Source organism: Vibrio tarriae (genome assembly GCF_002216685.1).
GTDB lineage: Bacteria > Pseudomonadota > Gammaproteobacteria > Enterobacterales > Vibrionaceae > Vibrio > Vibrio tarriae.
Map to the genome: position 1 here is coordinate 157,568 of NZ_CP022352.1, position 18,125 is coordinate 175,692.

Consider the following 18,125-nt stretch of genomic DNA (forward strand, 5'->3'; position numbering starts at 1 on the left):
GGGGCTGACAACGCATTACCACAAAACTCAAACACAACAACTGAAACCACTTCGGCTCATTGGGACTGGAAACGCCACGCGTTGACAGTCCCTCTTGAGGCGTTTGTTATGTGCGTTTTACCGTTTTCGCAGGAACCCAACCCACTTCACCCGTTGAACGCGACACTCTGTACCAAGAATTCAGTTCAAACAAGACTGCCAGCTTTTCTCCAAATTGAGTATTGAGCTCTACAGCATCGTAATCATGTAGCAGTATGCCTTTCTTAGTGCCTGAGATCGTCTCGATATATTGAGCAGGAGTCCAACCCTGTACACCTGAATCTGTAGTAACGAATATCCAATTAGGAAACTCATCATCCATTTCTCCAAGTTGAACTTCATCGCCTTGCTTCAAATAAATAGGATTTGGATATTCAGATGTATGTTCTTCAACAACAATAACTTCCATAATTTTCTCCAAAGCACATAACGCCCGCCTAAGGGGCTGACAACGCATACCACTAAACTCAAACACAACAACCATAACCACCGCGGCTCAATGGGACTGGAAACGCTACGCGTTGACAGTCCCTCTTGAGGCGTTTGTTATATTTTCGTTCTCAGCACTAATGTGACCAACAACTTAAGATTACAGAAAAACCATTAACAAACTGATACTTCTCGACTTTCTAAAACCGTAGCAGCGTCGGCTCGCTCAATAATTTTCAACAATACCGATTGAATTGCTTCATCTTCACGAACATCCTTATCACTCGTAAATCTCTGAATTTGCGCTTCAGCGTTTTCTTCAGGAATAAAAGTGATGACTACTTCGGTAGCAAAATCTGTCGTTTTCCCGAAATACTCTAAAGATATTTGCGGATAACCTTTGAAACCTCTTTGTACTCGTTTCAATATGCGTTTTTTCGCTTTATCCACGTTCATAATGAATCCTTTTGATTGCTGAACTTAAAAAAATATAACGCCCGCCTAAGGGGCTGACAACGCATTACCACTAAACTTAAACACACCAACCGTAACCACCGCGGCTCAATGGGACTGGAAACGCCACGCGTTGACAGTCCCTCTTGAGGCGTTTGTTATGCTTAAGCTTCAACACTTTACATTTGAACCAAACCAATAATAACCCACTGAAATCATTGGCCAAACTTCGAGTTTCTTGAATTTGAACTGGCTCATTTTTTACCTATGAACTGACCAATACAGGCTTTCATTTAGCAACTAGGCCAATGTGGAAACCCTCTCCGACAAACCAATTCACCACGCATGAGCACAACTACTCAATGAGGCAATGACACTGAAATTTACAGCGACAGACAGATTGCCATTTCATTAGGCAGCGCAAAACAATGCTCAATTGCCGACAAACTTTAAGCCTATAAGTAAAGGCACCAAACTGCTCAAAGCGACTTGAGAGAGCAAAACTCACCTCGCGTGGACTCAAAAAACCAATGAGGCAATAACACAGAATTTACAGCGCCAGACACATTGCCGCTTCATTAGGCAGCGACAAACAATATTGAATTGCCGAAAAAAACCGAACGAAATGCCAAAGAAATCGATAACACAACCAACTGATTTTTATGGTTTAAGCATAACGCCCGCTTAAGGGGCAGCCAACGCTATTACCAACTTTCCGCATAACACCGTAACCACAAAAAACCAACGCATAGTAAAAATGCCGCGCGTTGGCTGTCCATCTTGAAGCGTTTGTTAGCTTTTATCTTGGTGTGTGATATAGCATGATTGCAAGCTTAACTACTCGGTTCCTATCACCGTCAAGATGAAACTCGTAGTTAAACCATGTTTCATCTTTTTCACCAACGTACTTGAGAAAATTGGAGTGTCTTGGCGCTGCCTCTTTCGCAGTTTTAACAACACTACTAAAGTCTTTATTTGGCACAAACATAATTACAGCAGCTTTTGAGTCCCGCCATGTTAGATAGCCTAAAAGCTGAGTTATTGTAGATACAAAGCTTTTCTCGCCTTTCCAAAACTTACACTCGCCAATAAATACATTTGATCCTTCATGCCTGAGTAATATATCGGTTTTGCCAGTTTTATTGAATGTTTCTCCGGTAGCAGAACCTTCAAAATTTGGCTCTAACATCATTAAAAAGTGATCTCTAAGATGCTCTTCTTCCTTACTCGCGTACAAGCTAGGCAACCGCTCAAACTCTTTTCCCACATCATGGATTAATTTCAATATATCTATATATGTACTCTGGTCTAGGCTTGGTTCTGGTGTAAATCCAGCTTCCTTTACGCTTGGTTTGTTTAAAATAGTTTTTTTCCTCTTTTGAGGATTCGGAATAGAAAATGTTTCTGATACAACATTAGATTTCTTTATTGGAACACCTAATGACGCAAGTAACCCAGAGCTTTTTTGAATTCTCTGCTTTCGTGCATTAAATGCATTACGAATATGTAGCTGTAAACTAGCATTAGCTCTTTCTACTTCAGCTTTAACGTTACCATACTGCTGCAATATATTTCTGATGATTTCATCCTTTCTACGAACAATTTCACCTGCATCATCTCTGAAGTTAATTATTTCAAAACAAAACTCATCACGACTAACTTCGATCTCTATTGTCCATAATATTCTAGAACTCGGGATACAATGGAGCAATTGAACATTTCCACTTATTGGCACATGAAATTTTATTACATCTTTCTTATAAGACTTCCCTGAATAAACATTAAAATCGTGTGGAAAATACTCAGCTGGTATCATTTTCTCGCTAGAAGAAGCATAAATGTCTTCAATGTGAATTTCTAAACCTTCCACCGTTGCTTCTGACACTTTGTGAGCAACGTAATCATCTTCGTTTACGTTTAGAATATAGTCATCCTTTTCGGATTCGATTGAGAAAGTAACATTTGATTTACTCGCCTCAAGAAAATTCCCAAGATCCCTTTCTCCGAAAACGCTACTTTTTCTCATAAATGCTAAATTCTCCTTAAAAGCTAACGCCCGGCTAAGGGGTTGACAACGCACCGCCGGATTCAAAAAACACGCTGTAAACACTGAACTTCAATTTTGCACTAAAGTCGCCACGCGTTGGCAATCCCTCTTGAGCCGTTTGTTAGGCCAACCGATTGACAATGATACTTTCAAAAACAAAGAACAGGCTTTTTTGCAAACTTAAAACTAACTAACCGATTCATTTATAAACCAAAATTCTGAATCAGCAAAGAAACCAAAAAAACTCAAATTGAGCGATTTGGAAGAAAAGTGACGAGCGTAGCATGCTCGGCGGACGTTTGGATGCTGAAGGTTATTTTGCCGCTAAACTCACAACGATAAACAACCCAACGCGATCAAGAAACAACAAATATGTGATGATTATTTATTGTTTAAATTCAGCCATGAAAACATGGAATTTACTGTTCAATTCAAACTCGATTTAGCTGATAAAAACTCACTTTGCCTAACGCCCGCCTAAGGGGCTGACAACGCAATACCACTAAACTCAAACACAACAGCCATAATCACTGCGGCTCATTGGGACTGGAAACGCCGCGCGTTGACAGTCCCTCTTGAGGCGTTTGTTATGCGATTTTCATTCGACCAGACAAGATCGTTACTGCTTGACCAGATAGCTTCACTTGGTTTGGATTGAGTAGTTCCACATCCACAAAACCACCTCTCTTTGAGGCCTGATAACCTTTGAGCTGAAACTTACCAAGCCTTTTCGACCAGTAAACACACAAAGCACAATGTGCAGAGCCTGTTACTGGATCCTCATTGACTCCAACCCATGGCGCAAAATAACGCGATACAAAATCTACACCAGCGTCTGACTTAGCCGTAACTAAAACACCGCGACCCTTCAATTTTGATAATCCGCTGAAATCTGGGGAAAGATCGTTCAGTAAGGACTCATTATCAATGACGATAATCTGTTTGTTATCAAACTGACCGTAAGCGATTAAGTTTGATTGTGCCAACCCTAAGCAATTGAGCATATCTATGTTTGGGGACACTTGCATATCAAGCATTGGAGTTGGGAAAACCAGGTGGATGCTATTTTCGTCTAAATGGGCAGTCAAAATGCCCGATAGAGTTTTAAACTCAAGAACATCACCCGTTTTATAAACCCCCTGCTCTTTTAAAACATGAGCTACAGCTAAAGTACCGTGACCACATAGGCTCACTTCAATTTCTGGTGTAAACCAACGCAGTTGCATCGTGCTCAGCGATAAGAACGCCGTTTCAGACACTGCCATTTCAGCAGCAATTGCTCGCATTGTCGCTTCATCAAGGCTAGTTTCTGTAATGCATACCCCAGCAGGATTGCCCTTAAACACTTCTGATGTAAACGAATCTACCTGAAAAATGCTAACTTCCACTCCATATCCTTAATTTCTTATGATGTCAGAAAAATCGCATAACGCCCGCCTAAGGGGCTGGCAACGCATAACAACCAAACTCAATCACAACAACTGTAACCACTGCGGCTCATTGGGACTGGAAACGCCACGCGTTGACAGTCCCTCTTGAGGCGTTTGTTAGCTTCGTAGCCCATTGTTTACCAATGACTTTTTAAACACATTTGCTTGAAATGCATTTTACGCAAAAGCATCTCTCAAACACACGTCCAACGCCAAAAGCTGTGAAGTTGGCTGCCAAAACTCAAAACGCTCAAGGCTAAGTTGGCCACGGTTAAGAGTCCTCGACAAAGAAAAAACACTTTCAGCGATGATGCAGCCTTTTGTGAAACCAAACTTTCCGAGTTAAGCATCCAACAACATTGAAGCATCGAGGTTTGATGGTTTTCAGCGACTTTGAAACCACTGAACTTTCAACACGTTCGACCAAATCAGCATCAAAAAACTCGAAAACTTGAGCACTAAAAGCTGAATTTTCAGGACAATTAAACCCAGATTTTGAGGATTCTAGCCTTTAAGAAGCTAACGCCCGGTTAAGGGGCAGCCAACGCCACTGACAACTTAACGCATAACACCGTAACCACAAAAACCAACGCATAGTAAAAATGCCGCGCGTTGGCTGTCCCTCTTGAACCGTTTGTTATGTGTATTTACTTAAAGTCACTCAAAAGACTATTTTCAAGGTCACGCTGCTGAGTAAGTGTCTTTCTATTTCGGCTTTTGAATTTGATACTAAACGAGATGAAATGATGGAATATAATCATAAACTTATTATTTTTAGACCAAATCAAACACTCATCTTCCGCGATTACCCAAGAACGTGGATTTGACTCCAAGTCCTTTATTGGATTACTGGAGTAAGTTTTTTCATAATGTTTAGCGTGATTCATGTGAACTTGCTTATTAAAAAAGCGTATGTGCATAACCTGTCGATTTTCGTTAAAGACTCTGCCATGTTTAATAAAGTACAGACCTTTTCCAAAAAACTTGGCATATTCAAGAAGTTCGTGCCCATAAACTGGCATCTTAGCTACAATCTGACCATTTTTTTCCTGCGCACTGTCATACATGTCCCAATAACGTTGAGGCACATTTTCACGTTTAGTAAACGCCCGTATAAGCGCATTAACAGCCAATTCAGTATTGTCTGACTGAAACTTAGCCATCAGCCCAAATATTTCGTCCAGAGTGCCCTTCTCAGAATTACACTTACGACAGGCGTAAAAATCACCTTCACCGTTATTTCGTTTCTTAGTCAGGACTATGTTTGGAACAAGATGTTCTACAGAACGACTATTTGGCAAATTTTCGCCTTTCACCATAAGAATTGAGCAATACGGACAAATACTATTTGCAATCAAATTGATACTCTCCCTATACACATAACGCCCGCCTAAGGGGCTGACAACGCATTACCACTAAACTCAATCACAACAGCCGAAACCACCGCGGCTCATTGGGACTGAAAACGCCACGCGTTGGCAGTCCCTTTGAGGCGTTTGTTAGCTTCGTAGCCCATTGTTTACCAATGATTTTTAAACAAATTTGCTTGAAATGCATTTTACGCAAAAGCATCACTCAAACACACGTCCAACGCCAAAAGCTGTGAAGTGAGCTGCCAAAACTCGCAGCGATCAAGGTTAAGTTGGCCACTTACCGAATTTCCGACAAAGAAAGCACGATTTCAGCGACGATGCAGCTTTTTGTGAAACCAAACTTTCCGAGTTGAGCATCCAACAACATTGAAGCATCGAGGTTTGATGGTTTTCAGCGACTTTGAAACCACTGAACTTTCAACACGTTCGACCAAATCAGCATCAAGAAAAACGCAAAAGCCAACTTGTGCAAGCTGAACGCTAAAAGATAATTTTTCAGAACGATTGAGTTTGGATTTTGATGATTCCAGCCTTTAAGAAGCTAACGCCCGCTTAAGGGGCAGCCAACGCTACTACCAAGTTTCCGCATAACACCTTAATCACAAAAACCAACGCATGGTAAAAATGCCGCGCGTTGGCTGTCCCTCTTGAAGCGTTTGTTATGCGATTTGTGCTACAGACCATAATATTTGGCGCTAAAACCAACGGAAATAGGCGCTGTATCATACTGACATGCAACACTAACTTTTAACTGTCTACGATGATCAGAATACGAATGAAAGTGCGTCTGTTTTTTGACAAGTTCTAATTCAGAAAGCCCTATGCTCAATGCCCCAAGTATTGGCTCAGAGTCAAACTCTTGGTTTTGATAGTGAGGAGCGGTGCGTTTTATACTAACGTCAACGAAACTAACGAAGTTACCTTCTGCCTCTAAAAGCATTTTGCATTCATCGTTTTCAACAATGATGTTGCCAACGTCATTAGCCTTGACACCAATAGCAGCTTCAGCTCTGTTAATTTGCATCCCAATGTACTGATACGGGCGATGGAATGGTGCACTCAACAACGGAAGGCGATAGGAAATTGCTTTATCTATCGCAGAGCCAAGATTGTAGATTGATGCTGTATCGTCCATTGCCTGCTTGTTGAAAACAACACCAATTGTGTTAAGAAGTTTTTTAAATGATTCAATATAGTCACTCTCATCCGTGAAATTACCGTATAACTTACCAACAAGTAGTCCTGGAGGCTCACAGTCTTTTAGCATTATTGGAAGAACTTTAATTGGCTTTCCACTTATCTGAAAATTCATTGCAACATCAAGTTCATTTACAACCCATGGCGCATTAATTGAGCTAGGTGACAAAATTACAGCAAAAAATTCTACATTATCGATGCCTTCACGAATTTTTTGAATTAGTGAATCTCCAATTTTCATTTCAGCTTCGTCTAACCAGCACTTTACATTGTGATTTTCTAGATCTCTCGCTAACTTCCTTACAAATTCTTTGTCTGCATGATTGTGACTTAAAAAAACACTCGTAATCAATTTAATACTCCTTTACTAAAAAATCGCATAACGCCCGCCTAAGGGGCTGGCAACGCATAACAACCAAACTCAAACACAACAACCGTAACCACCGCGGCTCAATGGGACTGGAAACGCCACGCGTTGACAGTCCCTCTTGAGGCGTTTGTTAGGTTTGTGCGCCGAAGCTCATATAGTAGTAACCACCCAATTCATCGTCCACTTGCGACACAATTTCAAAACCTTGTGACGAATAAAAGTTAAGTGCTTTCTGATTTTGAACCATGCACTTAAGACTTAAGTTGCCATATTTCGCTTTTGCGCCGTTAAGTAGTATCGTTCCAATACCTTGCCCCTGATATTCAGTTGCAACATAGAGATGATGGACAAAATTGTCAGGCTCCCAAATGGATATGAAGCCGGCAATATTACCTAAAACCTCAGACAACCAAATTCGTTCACCTTGAGTATCGCGATCGAAGTCTTCTAGCCGAAAACTATCCGTCTTGAGCCATGGGAAACTATCTCGTCTAGAGTCCAAGTAGAGCTTTCTCAACGATTCGAGATTACAGGCACTAAACTCTTTGATTTCCATGAACAACCTTAAACCTAACGCCCGCCTAAGGGGCTGGCAACGCATTAACACTAAACTCAAACACAACAGCCATAACCACCGCGGCTCATTGGGACTGGAAACGCCACGCGTTGACAGTCCCTCTTGAGGCGTTTGTTAGCTTAATTTTAACCCACGACTTGCTTTGTATATTGCATTACTTTCGCTGACAAACGTAGGAGATCAGAGCCGGTTATTCTATATGTTTCTGATAGCTCAAAAATCTCAGTTGCATCATCCTCTCTACCAGAGCCGGGATCTGGATAACGACCAGCCCAGTAAACAAAATGGGTAAGTAGTCTTAGAATTGCTTTTTCTTTTCGGTTCAATGTAGGGATGAATTGAGACAACTCATGCAATCGGTGATGTCTATGCTTTTTTTCAATTTCTATATAACCGCTTATACCATGACTCATAATCATCATTGATTTCAGCGATATTTCTAGACTATAGCCAATAAGCATTAAAGCCACTGCACAATATTGGCTATCACAGATAGCTCTAATTTCAAATGGCATATTTTCAAATTTAGGCTCAGTTTTGATAAGTGTTATTGCAGCTTGCGTTAATGCCTCGGCATGAGCCAACCATAAAATCGGATTCTTCAGATCCTCTGATGTAGGTGCGGCATCAAAGTTAACAGGTATTCCATGTAAAGCCTTAACTACTCCAAATTGATAAAATGCTTGTGCGCTGTAACCAAATGGATCAACACCAAAATTTTCACGAGAATATTCCAATTCTTTCAACATCAACCCCATATCTTGGAAAATTAAGCTAACGCCCGCCTAAGGGGCTGGCAACGCACAACCACAAAACTCAAACAAAACAGCCGTAACCGCCGCGGCTCATTGGGACTGGAAACGCCACGCGTTGACAGTCCCTCTTGAGGCGTTTGTTATGTACGTGTATGCAACTTCATTTTTGATAACTTTTTTAATAGCAATATCTATTGTCCAATATCGCTTTTTGCCAACGCCACATCGCTTTTTAGGATTAAAACAATCAGAAAAACAATAGCTAGCGGTGGGACTAACGCAGTCAAAAAACCTATGAACGCGGTAGTTTTTGGGGTTTCAGTTTTCCTTTTCCCTAAAATGTAACTGAGCACAAGCATGATTAACGCAAGAATGAAAATCGCTTGCCCAAGAAGAGTTGCATTAAAATTCATACAAAATTCCATTAAATTTCAATATCACAGATGAGTACATAACGCCCGCCTAAGGGGCTGGCAACGCATTACCACCAAACTCAATCACAACAACCGTAACCACCGCAGCTCATTGGGACTGGAAACGCCGCGCGTTGACAGTCCCTCTTGAGGCGTTTGTTAGCTTCGTAGCCCATTGTTTAACAATGATTTTTAACACATTTTCTTGAAGGCCATTTTACGCAAAAGCATCACACAAACACACGTCCAACGCCAAAAGCTGTGAAGTTAGCGGCCAAAACTTAAAACGATCTAGGCTAAGTTGGCCACGGTTAAGAGTCCGCGACAAAGAAAGCAAGATCACAGCGATGATGCAGCCTTTTGTGAAACTAAGTTGACCGTGTTGAACATCCAACAACATTGAAGCACCGAGACATGTTGGTTTTCAGCGGCTTTTAAACTACGGAACTTTCAACTTTTTCTACCAAGTCAGCATCAGAAAAACTCGAAAGCCAAGTTGTGGAATTTGAACGCTAAAAGCTGATTTTTCACAACAAATGGGCTTAGATTTTGATGATTCTAGCCTTTTAGAAGCTAACGCTTTCTAGACAGCTTCTTACCTTTCCAACAGGTAGGCTACCGCTATCTAATTAATAGACCACTGGGTGCATACTACCATAACAACCTTCTAAATCAGTATGTTGAGCATCACACCATTCAAAAATCTCAGCTTATAGATTGCTGATGTCTGCATAGCATCTTGACATAAAAACAACCAACAAATACTGTATAAATAACCAGTCAAATATTCAGTGAGAACTATATGAAATCCCAGTTTTTGTTAAGTGTTCGCGAATTTATGCAAACTCGATACTATGCCAAAAAAACCATAGAAGCTTACCTTCATTGGATCACTCGTTACATCCATTTTCATAATAAAAAGCACCCTAGCTTAATGGGAGATAAAGAGGTCGAAGAATTTTTAACCTACTTAGCCGTGCAAGGTAAAGTGGCCACAAAGACTCAATCACTGGCCTTGAATTCACTCAGTTTTCTATACAAAGAAATTCTGAAAACACCCCTTTCTCTTGAGATCCGCTTTCAACGCTCGCAACTAGAACGAAAGTTACCGGTTGTACTGACTAGAGATGAGATTCGACGTTTACTTGAAATTGTCGATCCTAAGCATCAACTTCCCATCAAGTTACTCTACGGTTCGGGGTTAAGGTTGATGGAGTGTATGCGCTTGAGAGTCCAAGATATCGATTTTGATTATGGTGCAATCAGAATCTGGCAAGGTAAGGGGGGTAAAAATCGCACAGTCACGTTAGCAAAAGAACTCTATCCGCATCTTAAAGAGCAAATTGCGCTAGCAAAACGCTATTACGATCGAGACTTGCACCAAAAAAACTACGGCGGGGTTTGGCTGCCCACAGCCTTAAAAGAAAAGTATCCAAATGCACCTTATGAGTTTCGTTGGCACTATCTTTTTCCGTCTTTTCAGTTATCTCTAGATCCGGAATCCGATGTGATGCGCCGCCATCATATGAACGAAACAGTACTACAAAAAGCAGTGAGAAGATCGGCTCAAGAAGCGGGGATTGAAAAGACCGTGACTTGCCACACTCTCAGACATTCATTTGCAACCCATTTGCTTGAAGTGGGGGCTGATATACGTACCGTACAAGAGCAACTAGGACATACCGATGTAAAAACGACACAGATTTACACTCATGTTCTTGATAGAGGTGCAAGCGGTGTTTTAAGCCCATTATCCCGTCTTTAGCATGGGTTCTTTGCGAAATCATGAGATTTCACAGATAGAAAAAAGGGAGCATAAATGCTCCCCTTTCTTAATAACACGCTATTACAGAGCGCCTTTCGCCTTTTCAACCAGAACAGCGAATGCTGCTTTGTCGAATACTGCGATATCAGCAAGGATCTTACGATCGATCTCGATAGATGCTTTCTTCAGACCGTTGATGAAACGGCTGTAAGATAGACCATTTTGACGAGCCGCTGCGTTGATACGTGCAATCCACAGTTGACGGAATTGACGTTTCTTAGCGCGACGGTCACGGTAAGCGTATTGACCAGCTTTAATAACTGCTTGGAACGCTACACGATAAACACGTGAACGTGCACCGTAGTAACCTTTAGCTTGTTTTAAAACTTTCTTATGACGTGCACGAGCTTGTACACCACGTTTTACGCGAGGCATTATGTCTCTCCTAAACTAAACGAATATTAAACTAAAAAGAATTAAGCGTATGGAAGCATACGTGCTACAGCAGCCAGTTCGCACTTAGGCAGAATGGCGTTTGGACGCAGCTGACGCTTGTTCTTAGTAGTACGCTTAGTCAGAATGTGACGTTTTGTAGCGTGCTTGTACTTAATACCACCAGCAGTTTTCTTGAAACGCTTAGCAGCACCTTTGTTGTTTTTCATCTTAGGCATGATGAATAACTCCGCATTGTAGTAGTTAAATAACAGTGTAATTAAGGCGAATAAAACCCAGCCGCCTTTCAACGGCTAGGTTCATTACTTGTAATGCCGTTAATTACTTCTTTTTAGGGGCTAACACCATGATCATCTGGCGTGCTTCAATTTTGGTCGGGAAAGACTCAACCACTGCGAATTCGTCAGTGTCCTCTTTCAGTCGATTCAAAACGTCTACACCGATATCTTGGTGAGCCATCTCTCGGCCACGGAAGCGAATAGTTACTTTCACTTTGTTGCCTTCTTCTAGGAAACGGATCAGGTTGCGTAGTTTTACCTGATAATCTCCCACATCAGTCCCAGGACGGAATTTGAGTTCCTTAATCTGGATCTGCTTTTGCTTCTTCTTCTGCTCTTTTGTAGCCTTGCTCTTCTCAAAGAGGAACTTGCCATAGTCCATCACACGACAGACTGGTGGCTCGGCGTTAGGGCTGATCTCAACGAGATCCAAACCAGATTCTTCTGCTGTAGCCAGTGCTTCTTGGATCGAAACGATACCTACAGACTCACCGTCTGCGCCAGTTAAACGAACTTCACGAACGCCACGAATTTCACCGTTTAAACGGTGCTGGTTTTGCTTGACCGGAACTTGGCCACGTCTTCCGCCTTTAATAGTTTATTCCTCCAGATTAAGCTTACGGCTTGCAATCTCAGCTTGGATATGTGCAATAAAATCATCCAATTTAAATTTACCAAGATCTTTACCTTTACGTGTACGTACTGCGATTTCGCCAGCTTCCATCTCTTGGTCGCCACAAACCAACATGTACGGAACACGCTTCAAAGTGTGTTCGCGGATTTTAAAGCCTATTTTCTCATTTCTCAAGTCTGCTTTTGCTCGAATGCCACATTTTTGTAGCTTTTGAGCGACTTCATGAGCATAGTCGGCTTGTTTATCCGTGATATTTACAACAACAGCCTGCTCTGGCGCCAACCAAGTTGGGAAGAATCCTGCGTATTCTTCAATCAGAATACCGATAAAGCGTTCAAGTGAACCCAAAATCGCACGGTGGATCATCACCGGAATTAAGCGTTCATTGCTTTCACCAACGTAAGTGGCACCTAAACGTGTAGGCAAGTTGAAATCGAGCTGCACTGTACCACATTGCCACGCACGATCTAAACAGTCGTAGAGTGTAAACTCAATTTTCGGACCATAGAACGCACCTTCGCCTTCCTGAATTTCAAATGGAATGTCCATTGCCTTCAGAGAATCGATCAGCGCTTGTTCTGATTTGTCCCAAATTTCATCGCTACCCACGCGCTTTTCAGGGCGAGTAGACAACTTCACCACGATATTTTGGAAGCCAAAAGTCGTGTAAGTGTCATACACCATCTTGATGCACGAAGTCACTTCTTGTTGAATTTGATCTTCAGTACAGAAGATATGCGCGTCATCTTGAGTAAAGCCACGCACACGCATGATACCGTGTAGTGAACCTGATGGCTCGTTACGATGACAGGAACCAAACTCAGCCATGCGCAATGGCAGATCACGGTAAGATTTCAAACCTTGGTTGAAAATCTGGATGTGACCCGGACAGTTCATCGGCTTGATCGCGTATTCACGGTTTTCTGATGAAGTGGTGAACATCGCATCAGCGTATTTATCCCAGTGACCTGAACGTTCCCAAAGCACACGATCCATCATTAATGGACCTTTTACTTCTTGGTAACCGTATTCGTTCAATTTTTGGCGAATAAAGATTTCCAGATCACGGAAGACTGACCAACCGTTATGGTGCCAGAACACCATGCCCGGCGCTTCTTGCTGCATATGGAACAGATCAAGTTGCTTACCGATTTTACGGTGGTCACGCTTTGCAGCTTCTTCAAGGCGAGTTAAATGCGCTTGCAGAGCTTTCTTATCATGGAATGCTGTACCGTAGATACGTTGCAGCATTTTGTTGTCGCTGTTACCGCGCCAGTATGCACCAGCAATGTTCAGCAATTTGAAGTTTTGACAAAAGCCCATGTGCGGTACGTGTGGACCACGACACATGTCGATGTATTCTTCGTGATGGTAAAGACCCGGGCGATCATCACGCGCCACGTTTTCATCAAGAATTTCGATTTTGTAGCTTTCGCCACGCGATTCAAAGGTATCGCGCGCTTCCTGCCAGCTCACTTTCTTTTTGACAACCGCGTATTTGGTTTTTGCTAACTCAACCATGCGAGCTTCGATTTTCTCAAGATCTTCTTGAGAGAGAGACTGCTCAAGATCGATGTCGTAGTAAAAACCGCTGTCGATGGTTGGACCGATCGCCATTTTCGCATTTGGGTAAAGTTGCTTAAGCGCGTGGCCAAGCAAGTGCGCACATGAGTGACGCACGATTTCCAGACCATCTACTTCATCTTTAGTCGTGATGATTTCGAGGCTGGCATCGTGTTCAATCAGATCGCAAGCATCAACGCGAGCACCATTCACACGACCTGCAATGGTCGCTTTCGCAAGACCTGGACCGATAGATTGGGCAACTTCGAGAGTAGATACTGGGTTGTCAAAATGACGCTGACTACCGTCAGGAAGAGTAATAATAGGCATGTATTATCCTTACAGTGGTGTTGCACACCAAGCAACACTTGTGTGAAAAAATTACGCTTTAAATTCATTCTGTAATAAATAGCGGCGTAACGAGTTCAAAAAATTCGGTACAAATTTTGGCGCAAATACGGATGCACCAGCTTAAGTACGTTGCAGCATCATAAACCAATAAGCTGAAATGACAACCGCTTTCTCGGTTAGCTCAGGCTGTAAACCTAGGTTTCAAAAAGCACATAAGGAAGGTTTCCCTTCCTTTGCTAATAAGCGTTACTCATAAGAATGACACTGAAGAAATTATGCTCCGCGATAATAACGCTGAGGCACAAAAGGCATTTTTTCGACGGTCATCGGCAGCATCTTCCCGCGCACTTCGGCAAACACTTCACTGCCTAAAACGGCGTGCTCATTGCTGACATAAGCCATTGAAACCGGTTTGTCGGCCGTTGGGCCTGCAGTACCACTGGTCACAACACCAATTTTGTTGCCTTGCGCGTCAAACAGCTCGGTGCCTTCGCGTACTGGTGCTTTGGTTTGTCCGACCAAACCTACGCGTTTACGGCTGACTTGTTTGGTTTCAATCTGGCTGAGAATAATCTCTGCACCAGGGAAACCACCTTCACGCGCACCACCTTTGCGGCGAACAGGCTGAATCGCCCACAGCAAGCTAGCTTCGACTGGCGTTGTGGTTGGGTCAAGATCGTGTCCATAGAGACACAAACCACACTCCAAACGCAGTGAGTCGCGCGCACCAAGGCCTATCCACTCCACTTCTGCAAAATCCGTCAGTTTACGAGCCAGTGCCACCGCTTTATCTGCAGGCACTGAGATTTCGTAGCCATCTTCACCGGTGTAGCCACTGCGACTGACAATACATTCTGCACCATCGATCTCAAGGAGTTGAACATCCATAAACAGCATCTTGGCAACGGCAGGTTGCAAACGTGCGAGCACTTGCGCCGCTTTCGGACCTTGCAGCGCGAGCAGAGCGCGATCTTCAATCACTTCCATCTCAACATCCGCAGGCAGATGCGCTTTTAGATGCGCAATGTCTTGCGCTTTACACGCCGCGTTCACCACCACAAACAGATGATCCCCCATATTGGCCACCATCAAATCATCCATAATGCCACCTTGGGCATTGGTGAAAAACGCATAACGCTGTTTGCCAACAGGGAGATCAATAATATCAACCGGAACCAAGCTTTCTAATGCGGCAGCCGCTTGAGCACCGTACAAACGCAGTTGCCCCATGTGGGAAACATCAAACAGACCGGCTGCTTCACGGGTGTGTAAATGCTCCTTTTTCACCCCAAGGGCATATTGAACTGGCATATCGTAGCCCGCAAAAGGCACCATCTTTGCGCCAACTTCAATGTGTAGCGCATGTAGCGGTGTGGTCAGTAAGGTTTCGTGTTGTTCAGTCATTCTTGTTCTCCATATAAGCCAAAGCTGCGCTTTTGGCGCAATCTACCGTGGCAAGATTCCCTTAGTGAGGAAACTATGTTTCCGATAATAAACAAGCCGAGCTCGTTTTAGAGGATTCACCAAATTAAAACAGTGCTCACCATCACAGTTAACAACATTGTTAAGGAATAGTTATCAAAAACCACCACCAACACACTCCACGTCTTGGGTTGTTGTACGCGGATATTTCGGATAGGAAACTCACTATCTTGCGGTTACCCACAAGATCAGCGCATCTTCTTCACTCACTGAAACCAGCATGTGTCCCATGTTCGCGTCGTAATACACACTGTCCCCTTCCACCAGATGTACCGGCTCATAAAATTCGCTGTAGAACATCACTTCACCTTCGAGGATCAGCAAAAACTCTTCACCATCGTGACGCACCCAATCGCTGTACTCTTCAAACGCTCTGGCACGCACACGGCTTTTGAACGGCATCATCTTTTTGTTAGAAAGTTGAGTCGCGAGCAATTCATGTTCATAGGTTTGTGTTGGGTGCGGTTTTCCTGCTTCTTTACGGGTAATGTCTCGCCGCCCTGTAGCAACAATTTTCTTTGGTGGCTCAAAGAGTTGCGGCATATCAATCTGCAAACCATGCGCCAATTTTTGCATGGCCTGAAAGGTTGGCGAAATCTGCTCGTTTTCAATTTTGCTCAGTGTAGAGCGAGCGAGCCCAGTGCGCTGGCTAGCTTCTTCAAGCGTAATACCTAATCGCGTGCGGATATCTTTGATCCGCTGACCCAGCTTGAGTGGCTCGATGCCTTGTTCGCCCGATTCACGCGCCAAAGTGATGGATGGGTACTCATCATAAATGTCTTCTGACATGCTTTCCCTCTCGTTGTAAAACTTCCTGTGTGCCGAGCATTGTGGCATGAAGCGATTTGTTGATTAAAGAGTACACAAAGAAATAAAGCCACTTTTGCTAAGCAGATCAGAAACCAAGTTTCCTATAGGAAATTTTTGATTGATTGTTCTGTAAGCAAAGAGTATGTTACCGACTTGTTAGATGAAGAGATGCAATCACTCGCGGCTCTTAGCTGATTTTTCAGTTTATCTTATCACCGCGAGTTTTCGACCCTACGCATTGGGGTTATGTTGCCAAGGTTTAGGGCAATCTAGATTAGGAATGACTCAGCCGATCGCGATAGGTATCGCGATCAGAAAAAGGAGCGATAACCCCATCTTAGTGCGGTTATCAGATTGGAAGGCCATCTACTATGAATGCAAATCTAAACAAAGCTTATCCCAACGTTAGCCTTGAGAACTTCTTCTCTACCCCACTGGCGGCGACCAACGATGCGGTATTTGCCGCCATTCAAGCTGAATACACCCGCCAAAATGAACAGATCGAACTGATTGCCTCTGAAAACATCGTCTCTAAAGCCGTAATGCAGGCGCAAGGCACTTGCCTGACTAACAAATACGCCGAAGGTTATCCCGGCCGTCGTTACTACGGCGGTTGTGAGCATGTTGACAGCGTTGAGCAGATTGCTATCGAACGCGCCAAAATGCTTTTTCAGTGTCAATACGCAAACGTTCAACCACACTCAGGCGCTCAAGCGAATGGCGCTGTGATGCTTGCTCTGCTGCAACCGGGCGATACCATTATGGGTATGTCGCTGGATGCGGGCGGTCACCTCACCCATGGTGCGCGCCCTGCTCTTTCAGGTAAATGGTTCAATGCGGTGCAATACGGAGTGGATCGTCAAACTCTCGAAATTAACTACGATTCTGTTCGTGCGCTGGCGTTAGAGCACAAACCCAAAATGATCATCGCAGGCGGCAGTGCCATTCCTCGCACTATCGATTTTGCTCAATTTCGCGCGATTGCTGACGAAGTTGGCGCGCTGTTAATGGTCGATATGGCGCACATTGCTGGTCTGGTGGCTACCGGTGCACATCCAAGCCCGCTGCCGCATGCTCATGTCGTCACCACTACCACACACAAAACTCTACGTGGCCCGCGCGGCGGCATGATTTTAACCAACCACGAAGAGATCAATAAAAAGATTAATTCTGCCGTGTTCCCTGGTTTACAAGGTGGTCCACTGATGCACGTGATCGCCGCTAAAGCAGTGGCATTTGGTGAAGCGCTCGGCCCTGAATTCCGCACTTATATTGATTCGGTGATCGATAACGCAAAAGTGCTGGCCGAAGTATTGCAAACTCGCGGATGTGACATTGTGACTGGCGGAACGGATACGCATCTCATGTTGGTCGATCTTAGGCCTAAAGGTTTGAAAGGCAACCAAGTTGAACAAGCCTTAGAGCGTGCAGGGATCACGTGTAACAAAAATGGCATCCCATTTGACGAAGAGAAGCCTATGATTACATCGGGCATTCGTTTAGGTACGCCTGCCGGAACCAGCCGAGGTTTCGGCCGTGAAGAATTCAAACTCATCGGTGAGTGGATTGGGGATGTTCTGGATGGTTTGGTGGCCAGCCCAGAAGGCAACCCAGACGTTGAGCAACAAGTGCGTAAACAAGTGAAAGCACTGTGCCAACGCTTCCCGCTCTATCAATAGCTTTTTATCAGTACGATATTTTTTGGA

The 18,125-nt window shown here is 43.5% G+C and carries 19 protein-coding genes and 4 pseudogenes; 2 read left to right on the forward strand and 21 right to left on the reverse strand.

Annotation, left to right across the window (positions count from 1 at the left end; all coding sequences use genetic code 11):
• Positions 1–106: 106 nt before the first annotated feature.
• The 15 genes and pseudogenes from CEQ48_RS01310 to CEQ48_RS01405 form a co-directional block, all read right to left on the reverse strand.
• Complete coding sequence (locus CEQ48_RS01310) at positions 107–448, reverse strand: SH3 domain-containing protein (protein WP_042988175.1); 342 nt, start codon at positions 446–448, stop codon at positions 107–109.
• A gap of 194 nt (positions 449–642) precedes the next feature.
• Positions 643–924, reverse strand: coding sequence for a hypothetical protein (locus CEQ48_RS01315; RefSeq protein WP_176467129.1), 282 nt, complete (start codon positions 922–924; stop codon positions 643–645).
• Between the two features lie 286 nt (positions 925–1,210).
• Positions 1,211–1,429, reverse strand: a pseudogene (locus tag CEQ48_RS01320) (DUF3709 domain-containing protein).
• A gap of 11 nt (positions 1,430–1,440) precedes the next feature.
• Positions 1,441–1,491 (reverse strand): annotated as a pseudogene (locus tag CEQ48_RS20345) (hypothetical protein); the annotation flags it as partial.
• A gap of 229 nt (positions 1,492–1,720) precedes the next feature.
• Entirely contained in the window at positions 1,721–2,947 is a 1,227-nt protein-coding gene (locus tag CEQ48_RS20350; protein WP_089069935.1) for a hypothetical protein, read from the reverse strand.
• Between the two features lie 608 nt (positions 2,948–3,555).
• A complete protein-coding gene (locus CEQ48_RS01340; protein ID WP_089069936.1) occupies positions 3,556–4,356 on the reverse strand; it encodes a PhzF family phenazine biosynthesis protein in 801 nt (266 codons plus the stop codon).
• 219 nt (positions 4,357–4,575) lie between these two features.
• The gene (locus tag CEQ48_RS01350; RefSeq protein ID WP_231811053.1) at positions 4,576–4,710 is read right to left on the reverse strand and encodes a DUF645 family protein; all 135 of its coding nucleotides are present in this window, start codon (positions 4,708–4,710) and stop codon (positions 4,576–4,578) included.
• Positions 4,711–5,045: 335 nt separating this feature from the next.
• A complete protein-coding gene (locus CEQ48_RS01360; RefSeq protein ID WP_141239534.1) occupies positions 5,046–5,756 on the reverse strand; it encodes a hypothetical protein in 711 nt (236 codons plus the stop codon).
• A gap of 200 nt (positions 5,757–5,956) precedes the next feature.
• Positions 5,957–6,110, reverse strand: a pseudogene (locus CEQ48_RS01370) (DUF645 family protein).
• A pseudogene (locus CEQ48_RS20565) lies at positions 6,091–6,138 on the reverse strand (DUF645 family protein); the annotation flags it as partial. The pseudogenes CEQ48_RS20565 and CEQ48_RS01370, both read right to left, overlap by 20 nt.
• A gap of 306 nt (positions 6,139–6,444) precedes the next feature.
• A complete protein-coding gene (locus CEQ48_RS01380; RefSeq protein WP_089069940.1) occupies positions 6,445–7,320 on the reverse strand; it encodes a toll/interleukin-1 receptor domain-containing protein in 876 nt (291 codons plus the stop codon).
• Between the two features lie 148 nt (positions 7,321–7,468).
• Entirely contained in the window at positions 7,469–7,894 is a 426-nt protein-coding gene (locus CEQ48_RS01385) for a GNAT family N-acetyltransferase (protein WP_000403016.1), read from the reverse strand.
• Positions 7,895–8,040: 146 nt separating this feature from the next.
• Positions 8,041–8,664, reverse strand: coding sequence for a HEPN domain-containing protein (locus tag CEQ48_RS01390; protein ID WP_198301107.1), 624 nt, complete (start codon positions 8,662–8,664; stop codon positions 8,041–8,043).
• 197 nt (positions 8,665–8,861) lie between these two features.
• Positions 8,862–9,083, reverse strand: a complete 222-nt coding sequence (locus CEQ48_RS01395) for a hypothetical protein (protein ID WP_089069942.1) — start codon at positions 9,081–9,083, stop codon at positions 8,862–8,864.
• Between the two features lie 217 nt (positions 9,084–9,300).
• Positions 9,301–9,483 carry a DUF645 family protein gene (locus CEQ48_RS01405; RefSeq protein ID WP_000923336.1) on the reverse strand — a complete coding sequence of 61 codons (183 nt, stop codon included), beginning with the start codon at positions 9,481–9,483 and terminating at the stop codon, positions 9,301–9,303.
• A gap of 402 nt (positions 9,484–9,885) precedes the next feature.
• Here CEQ48_RS01405 and intIA point away from each other — a divergent pair, with 402 nt between their 5' ends.
• Complete coding sequence (intIA, locus tag CEQ48_RS01410; protein WP_000841995.1) at positions 9,886–10,848, forward strand: integron integrase IntIA; 963 nt, start codon at positions 9,886–9,888, stop codon at positions 10,846–10,848.
• Positions 10,849–10,929: 81 nt separating this feature from the next.
• On the opposite strand, the gene rplT is transcribed toward intIA, so the two are convergent.
• From rplT to CEQ48_RS01440, 6 genes are all read right to left on the reverse strand, one after another.
• The gene (gene rplT, locus CEQ48_RS01415) at positions 10,930–11,283 is read right to left on the reverse strand and encodes a 50S ribosomal protein L20 (protein WP_001138366.1); all 354 of its coding nucleotides are present in this window, start codon (positions 11,281–11,283) and stop codon (positions 10,930–10,932) included.
• 41 nt (positions 11,284–11,324) lie between these two features.
• A complete protein-coding gene (gene rpmI, locus CEQ48_RS01420) occupies positions 11,325–11,519 on the reverse strand; it encodes a 50S ribosomal protein L35 (protein WP_001885060.1) in 195 nt (64 codons plus the stop codon).
• Positions 11,520–11,622: 103 nt separating this feature from the next.
• Positions 11,623–12,174 (reverse strand): translation initiation factor IF-3, encoded by a 552-nt coding sequence (gene infC / locus CEQ48_RS01425; protein WP_001894072.1) that lies wholly within the window; start codon positions 12,172–12,174, stop codon positions 11,623–11,625.
• A gap of 3 nt (positions 12,175–12,177) precedes the next feature.
• Entirely contained in the window at positions 12,178–14,106 is a 1,929-nt protein-coding gene (gene thrS, locus CEQ48_RS01430) for a threonine--tRNA ligase (protein ID WP_089069944.1), read from the reverse strand.
• A gap of 294 nt (positions 14,107–14,400) precedes the next feature.
• Positions 14,401–15,531 (reverse strand): glycine cleavage system aminomethyltransferase GcvT, encoded by a 1,131-nt coding sequence (gcvT, locus tag CEQ48_RS01435; protein WP_089069945.1) that lies wholly within the window; start codon positions 15,529–15,531, stop codon positions 14,401–14,403.
• A 243-nt stretch (positions 15,532–15,774) separates the two neighbouring features.
• Positions 15,775–16,398 (reverse strand): helix-turn-helix domain-containing protein, encoded by a 624-nt coding sequence (locus tag CEQ48_RS01440; RefSeq protein WP_001287801.1) that lies wholly within the window; start codon positions 16,396–16,398, stop codon positions 15,775–15,777.
• Positions 16,399–16,790: 392 nt separating this feature from the next.
• Between CEQ48_RS01440 and CEQ48_RS01450 the strand changes: the two genes are divergently transcribed.
• On the forward strand, positions 16,791–18,098 hold the full coding sequence (locus CEQ48_RS01450; protein WP_000993295.1) for a serine hydroxymethyltransferase: 1,308 nt from the start codon (positions 16,791–16,793) through the stop codon (positions 18,096–18,098).
• Positions 18,099–18,125: the final 27 nt, after the last annotated feature.

Excerpts from the sequence above, each read along its gene's own strand:
- gcvT (WP_089069945.1), bottom strand. The coding sequence starts at position 15,531 with ATGACTGAACAACACGAAACCTTACTGACCACACCGCTACATGCGCTA.
- CEQ48_RS01440 (WP_001287801.1), bottom strand. The coding sequence starts at position 16,398 with ATGTCAGAAGACATTTATGATGAGTACCCATCCATCACTTTGGCGCGT.
- CEQ48_RS01385 (WP_000403016.1), bottom strand. The coding sequence starts at position 7,894 with ATGGAAATCAAAGAGTTTAGTGCCTGTAATCTCGAATCGTTGAGAAAG.
- rpmI (WP_001885060.1), bottom strand. The coding sequence starts at position 11,519 with ATGCCTAAGATGAAAAACAACAAAGGTGCTGCTAAGCGTTTCAAGAAA.
- CEQ48_RS01395 (WP_089069942.1), bottom strand. The coding sequence starts at position 9,083 with ATGAATTTTAATGCAACTCTTCTTGGGCAAGCGATTTTCATTCTTGCG.
- CEQ48_RS01390 (WP_198301107.1), bottom strand. The coding sequence starts at position 8,664 with ATGTTGAAAGAATTGGAATATTCTCGTGAAAATTTTGGTGTTGATCCA.
- CEQ48_RS20350 (WP_089069935.1), bottom strand. The coding sequence starts at position 2,947 with ATGAGAAAAAGTAGCGTTTTCGGAGAAAGGGATCTTGGGAATTTTCTT.
- CEQ48_RS01315 (WP_176467129.1), bottom strand. The coding sequence starts at position 924 with ATGAACGTGGATAAAGCGAAAAAACGCATATTGAAACGAGTACAAAGA.
- CEQ48_RS01405 (WP_000923336.1), bottom strand. The coding sequence starts at position 9,483 with ATGTTGTTGGATGTTCAACACGGTCAACTTAGTTTCACAAAAGGCTGC.
- rplT (WP_001138366.1), bottom strand. The coding sequence starts at position 11,283 with ATGCCTCGCGTAAAACGTGGTGTACAAGCTCGTGCACGTCATAAGAAA.
- CEQ48_RS01310 (WP_042988175.1), bottom strand. The coding sequence starts at position 448 with ATGGAAGTTATTGTTGTTGAAGAACATACATCTGAATATCCAAATCCT.
- intIA (WP_000841995.1), top strand. The coding sequence starts at position 9,886 with ATGAAATCCCAGTTTTTGTTAAGTGTTCGCGAATTTATGCAAACTCGA.
- thrS (WP_089069944.1), bottom strand. The coding sequence starts at position 14,106 with ATGCCTATTATTACTCTTCCTGACGGTAGTCAGCGTCATTTTGACAAC.
- CEQ48_RS01450 (WP_000993295.1), top strand. The coding sequence starts at position 16,791 with ATGAATGCAAATCTAAACAAAGCTTATCCCAACGTTAGCCTTGAGAAC.